The organism is Gordoniibacillus kamchatkensis (genome assembly GCF_000829455.1).
In the GTDB taxonomy this organism is placed as follows: domain Bacteria; phylum Bacillota; class Bacilli; order Paenibacillales; family NBRC-103111; genus Gordoniibacillus; species Gordoniibacillus kamchatkensis.
The window spans coordinates 1-4,637 of record NZ_JXAK01000127.1 but is presented as its reverse complement, the minus strand read 5'-3'; the positions used below and the strand labels follow the sequence as shown (position 1 = coordinate 4,637).

General features: G+C 60.3%; 2 protein-coding genes and 1 pseudogene. All 3 read left to right on the top strand.

Annotated features, from left to right (window positions below):
• Positions 1 to 656: 656 nt before the first annotated feature.
• Positions 657 to 1,691, top strand: coding sequence for a phenylalanine--tRNA ligase subunit alpha (gene pheS, locus SD70_RS32275; RefSeq protein WP_041052785.1), 1,035 nt, complete (start codon positions 657 to 659; stop codon positions 1,689 to 1,691).
• A 16-nt stretch (positions 1,692 to 1,707) separates the two neighbouring features.
• Positions 1,708 to 4,162, top strand: a pseudogene (gene pheT / locus SD70_RS32270) (phenylalanine--tRNA ligase subunit beta).
• Positions 4,163 to 4,253: 91 nt separating this feature from the next.
• A partial coding sequence (gene zapA, locus SD70_RS36665; protein WP_197081253.1) for a cell division protein ZapA occupies positions 4,254 to 4,637 on the top strand: 384 nt, incomplete at its 3' end.

Here is a 4,637-nt window from a genome sequence, read left to right as displayed (position 1 = left end):
GCGAGGTAGAAGCCGTAGCTGTGTTTGGGCAGTCGGCTGCGAGGCGTGGCTGCGTTGGTGGCAGTTGCGGGCAGCGTTAACGGTGGCGGCGGAACTAGTGTAACTTTCCTTGCCGAAGTGTATCCACGGTCCCGACACAGAATGCCTAGTCGTGGAGCGAAACGGACCACAGGTGCGTTTGGACTGATCGGCAGTTCTTCCAGCCGTTGCGGACCACGATACGCTATTTCGGGAAAACCAGCCCCGTTGCCCGCTCGAAGCGCCAAATAGCGGATTTCGTGTCCGTAACAAACGTCTACACAAGTAAAATGGCTGAATAACGGAATTCAGGTCCGTTCGAATCAACCGGCAACCGCCATTCAGCAAATTAACTGGAAAAGCTGCATCTATTTTGCTCCATATGCGGGGCAATTTGATAATAGATGGAAATTGTCCCGTTATTTCGCCGCATTCCGCCAGCCGCATCGTTTTTTTGCAAAATTAGCTGGAGGATTTCCCGTTAATCGAGCCCATGAGCGCATTTGCGTTAAATTAGCGGGAGGTTTTCCAGCTAGCCACGGCTCAGTCAGGTGCGTACCCGGGCTAGGTCCCGCGCAACGCAGCCCAGTTCCGGCTCACTCTGCGAAATTTCAACTATACACTAGGAGGGTATGCAAATGAGAGAACGTTTGGAATCGCTCAAGCAGGAGGCGCTGCGGGAGCTCGCCGGCGTAAGCAGCCAGCAGGAGCTCAGCGAGCTGCGCATCAAGTATCTCGGCAAAAAAGGGCCGCTTACCGAAATTTTGCGCGGCATGGGAGCGCTCAGCGCCGAGGAGCGCCCGGTCATCGGCCAAGTGGCCAACGACGTGCGCGCGGCAATTGAAGCGGTTATCGAGGAAAAACAGGCGGCTTTCACGAAAGCCGAAACCGAGCAGAGGCTGCAGGCCGAGACGATCGACGTCACGCTGCCCGGCCGCCCGCTGCCTGTCGGGGCCGTGCATCCTTTGAACAAAGTGATCCAGGAGATCGAGGACGTGTTCATCGGCATGGGCTTCACAGTCGAAGAAGGCCCGGAGGTCGAAACCGACTATTATAATTTTGAAGCGCTGAACTTGCCGAAAGACCATCCGGCCCGCGATATGCAAGACTCGTTTTATATTACCGACGAGATTTTGATGCGGACCCAGACGTCGCCGATGCAGCCGCGCATGATGGAACGCCTGAAGGGCGCCGTGCCGGTAAAGTTCATTTCGCCGGGCAAAGTGTACCGCCGCGACGACGACGACGCCACCCACTCGCATCAGTTTACGCAGATTGAAGGCCTTGTCATCGACAAAGGCATCCGCATGAGCGATCTGAAAGGGACGCTGCTGCAGTTCGTGCGCGAGCTGTTCGGCCAGCGCACGCAAATCCGTCTGCGCCCGAGCTTTTTCCCGTTCACGGAGCCGAGCGTCGAGGTCGACGTCAGCTGCTTCATGTGCGGCGGCTCCGGCTGCCGGCTGTGCAAGCACACCGGCTGGATCGAAATTCTCGGCGCCGGCATGGTGCATCCGCGCGTCTTGGAGATGTCCGGCTACGATCCGGTGCAGGTAAGCGGCTTCGCGTTCGGCATGGGACCGGAGCGGATCGCGATGCTCAAGTACGGCATTGACGACATCCGCAATTTCTACAACAACGATCTCCGCTTCCTGCGGCAGTTCGCGCATTTGTAAAGGAGGGCAGTAAGCGATGAAAGTATCCTACCAGTGGTTGAACGAATACGTAGATACAACGAATTCCAGCCCCGCCGATTTGGCCGAACGGATGCCGCGCGCCGGCGTTGAGGTGGATGGCGTAGAAAGCCGCAACAAAGGCGTGACGGACACGGTCGTCGGCTTCGTCAAAGCCCGCGACAAGCATCCGGACGCCGACAAGCTGAGCGTGTGCATCGTTGACGTCGGGCAAGGAGAAGATCTGCAAATCGTATGCGGAGCGAAAAATGTCGCCGCCGGCCAAAAAAGTTCCGGTCGCGCTCGTCGGCGCGAAGCTTCCCGGCGGCGTCCATATTAAGCGGGCGAAGCTGCGCGGCGTCGAGTCGCAAGGCATGATCTGCTCGGCGAAAGAGCTCGGGCTGAACGACAAGCTGCTGCCGAAGGAAATTCAGGAAGGCATTCTCGTGCTGCCGGAAAATACGCCGGTCGGCGCTTCCATTCTCGACGTGCTGGCGCTCGGCGACGAGGTGCTGGAGCTTGACTTGACGCCGAACCGATCGGATTGCCTCAGCATGATCGGCGTTGCGTACGAGGTCGGTGCTATCCTTGGACGTCCAGTAGAGCTGCCGGATACGGAAACCGGGCTTGCGGGCGGCGGCTCCGGCGTGCGTGCATCGGACCGCATTTCGGTGAAAATCGAAGCGGAGGATGACTGCAGCCACTATACTGCGCGACTTATCGAAGGCGTGCGGATCGGACCGTCCCCGCTTTGGATGCAGAACCGGCTTATGGCTGCGGGAATCAGGCCGATCAACAACATCGTCGACATTACGAACTACGTCATGCTCGAGTACGGCCAGCCGCTGCACGCCTTCGACGCCGACCGGCTGGAAGGCGGCAACGTCGTCGTACGCCTCGCCAAAGAGGGAGAGAAGCTGGAGACGTTGGACGGCGTCGTGCGGAATTTGGAGCCGCACATGCTGCTCATTACCGACGGCGTCAAGCCGGTCGGGCTCGCCGGGGTGATGGGCGGGTTGAACTCGGAAGTAACGGAGAGCACAACGCGCATTTTGCTCGAATCGGCGAAGTTCGCCGGACGCTCCGTGCGCAAAACGTCGCGCCAGCTCGGGCTGCGTTCGGAGGCGAGCTTGCGTTTTGAGAAGGAAGTGAATCCCGATACGGTCATCCCTGCGCTCAACCGCGCGGCATCGCTGATGGCCCAATACGCTTCCGGCCAAGTGGCCGAAGGTATCGTCGAGGCGCGGACGCGCACGTTCGATCCGGTTCGTCTGGAGCTGACGGCAGCGAGGGTGAACGGATACCTCGGCACGTCGCTGACGCTGGACGAGATCGCAGCTATTATGGACCGTTTAGGTTTTGCGTATGAACGGGCGGGAGCCGATGCTTTGCATATCAGCGTACCGAGCCGCCGCGGCGACATTACGCGCACGGTTGACCTGATCGAAGAGGTAGCCCGTTTATACGGCTACGACCTCATACCGACGACGCTCATGACCGGCGAGACGACCCCCGGCTCGCTCAAAAAGGAACAGCGCATCCGCCGCGTGCTGCGCACGCTCATGACCGGCGTCGGGCTGCACGAAGCGATCACGTATTCGTTCACGCATCCCGGGCAGAAGGAGCGTTATCCGGGGCTTTATCCGGAAGCGAAAACGATCTCCCTCGCAATGCCGATGAGCGAAGAGCGCAGCGAGCTGCGCACGAGCCTTATTCCGCATTTGCTCGAAGTCGCGGTATACAACCGCAACCGCAACATCGATGATGTGGCGTTGTTCGAAATCGCCAAAGTTTATACGACCGACGAAGACCGGCTGACTCGGCAGCCGACGGAAACGCCGCTGCTAGCTGTGCTGGCGACGGGCGCGCGGCGGCCGGCTAACTGGTGCGGGAAACCGGGGAAAGTCGACTTCTACGATTTGAAAGGTTTGCTGGAGCGAGTCGCTTCGGTACTGGGCTTCGAGCTTGAGCTTGTGCCGGCGCAGGCGGCAGGGCTTCATCCGGGCAGAACGGCCGATGTGTACGGCACGGCAGCCGGAGGCGGCAGCCGCACGCTGCTCGGCCGGATCGGCCAAATTCATCCTGCGCTGCAGCAGCAAGCCGATCTTGACGACACGTACGTGTTCGAGCTGGAGCTGCTGAAACTTGTCGAGCTTGCCGACGACCGGCTAGCCGCCCAGCCGCTGCCGAAGTATCCGGCGATTGCCCGCGATTTGGCGCTTGTCGTGGACCGCGGCGTCCCAGTCGGCGAGATGGCTGCGCTTGCCCGCCGTACCGCCGGGGCGCTGTTGGAGTCTATCTCCGTATTCGACGTATACACGGGCGAGCGCATCGGCGCGGATAAGAAAAGCGTGGCGTTCGCGCTTGTGTACCGGCATCCGGAGCGGACGCTGCAGGATGAAGAGGTTGCGGCTGCGCAAGCAGGCGTTGTCAAGGCGCTGGAGGAAAGTTTTGGCGCCGAGCTGCGCAAGTAGAAAGTAGAGTGCCGAGCAGGAATAAAGGCCGTTCGTATCGAATTGTTACCGTTGATACGACCGGCCTTTTTGGCTTGGAGGAGGCGTGAGCTTGAACGCGGACGAAAAGACAAGAATTACCGTAGAAATCTACGGCAGCGAATATAAATTGCTGGCAACGACGACCCCGGCTTACGTGCGTTGGGTCGCGTCGCAAGTCGACGACCATATGAAGCGCATCGCCAAAGCCTATCCGCGACTGGACGGGCAGCGGATCGCCGTGCTCGCCGCCGTCAATTTGGCGGACGAGCAAGCCAAGCTGCTGCAGGAACTCGAGGATTTGCAGCAGCTGAAGCAGCAGTATGAGCAGAGCGGCGTGCTGCTGGAGCAGGCGAAGCGCGAAGCGGAAGCGGCACGCAGCGAAGCGGCGGGCGCGCGGGCGGAGGCGCAGGCAGCGCAGGAGCAGGCGCACGCAGGCGGGCGCCGAGCTCGTGGC